Source organism: Mycolicibacterium xanthum, from assembly GCF_019710635.1.
Taxonomy (GTDB): domain Bacteria; phylum Actinomycetota; class Actinomycetes; order Mycobacteriales; family Mycobacteriaceae; genus Mycobacterium; species Mycobacterium xanthum.
The window spans coordinates 1-764 of sequence record NZ_JAIFZS010000148.1; the positions used below are offsets into that span (position 1 = coordinate 1).

1 protein-coding gene is annotated in these 764 nt (G+C 67.4%); it reads right to left on the bottom strand.

Annotation, left to right across the window (positions count from 1 at the left end):
• The coding region (locus JDV09_RS26465; RefSeq protein WP_221372095.1) for an AMP-binding protein at positions 1-764 on the bottom strand (764 nt) is incomplete at both ends.

Sequence of the window (764 nt, forward strand, 5' to 3'; positions counted from 1 at the left end):
CCCGCGTGGTCGAGGCCCAGTACCTGGGCGTAGATGTCGGCCAGGATTTCTTCGGTGGGTGTGGTGGGTGGGTGGTAGGTGTCGGTGTGGGTGTGGTGTTGGGGTGGGGGTAGGGCTGTGGTGTCGAGTTTGCCGTTGATGGTCAGGGGCAGGGTGTCGAGGGTGATGATGGTGGTGGGCACCATGTAGGGCGGGAGTTGGTGGGTCAGTGCGGTGCGGACGGTGGTGGGGTCGGCTGTGCCGGTGATGTAGGCGATGAGGCGGGTGTCGCCGGGGTGGTCTTGGTGGGTGGTGACGGCGGCGTTCTCGATGCCGTCGAGGTTGGTCAGGGCGGCCTGGATTTCGCCGAGTTCGATTCGGTAGCCGCGGATTTTGACTTGTTCGTCGGCGCGGCCGAGGTAGTCGAGTTGTCCGTCGGGGCGCCAGCGGACGAGGTCGCCGGTGCGGTACATGCGGGTTCCTGGTGGGCCGTGGGGGCAGGCCAGGAAGCGTGCGGCGGTCAGTGCGCTGCGCTGCCAGTATCCGGTGCCCACTCCCCTGCCGGCGACGTAGAGTTCGCCGGTGGTTCCCGGGGGTACCGGTTGTAGGTGGTGGTCGAGGACGAACAGGGCGGCTCCGGGTACCGGTGTGCCGATGGGTACCGGGGTGGTTGCCGGTGTCAGGGGCCCGGTCATGGTGGTGTAGATGGTGGTTTCGGTGGGGCCGTAGGCGTTGATCATCACCCGGCCCGGTGCCCATCGATCGACCACCGCCACCGAACACGC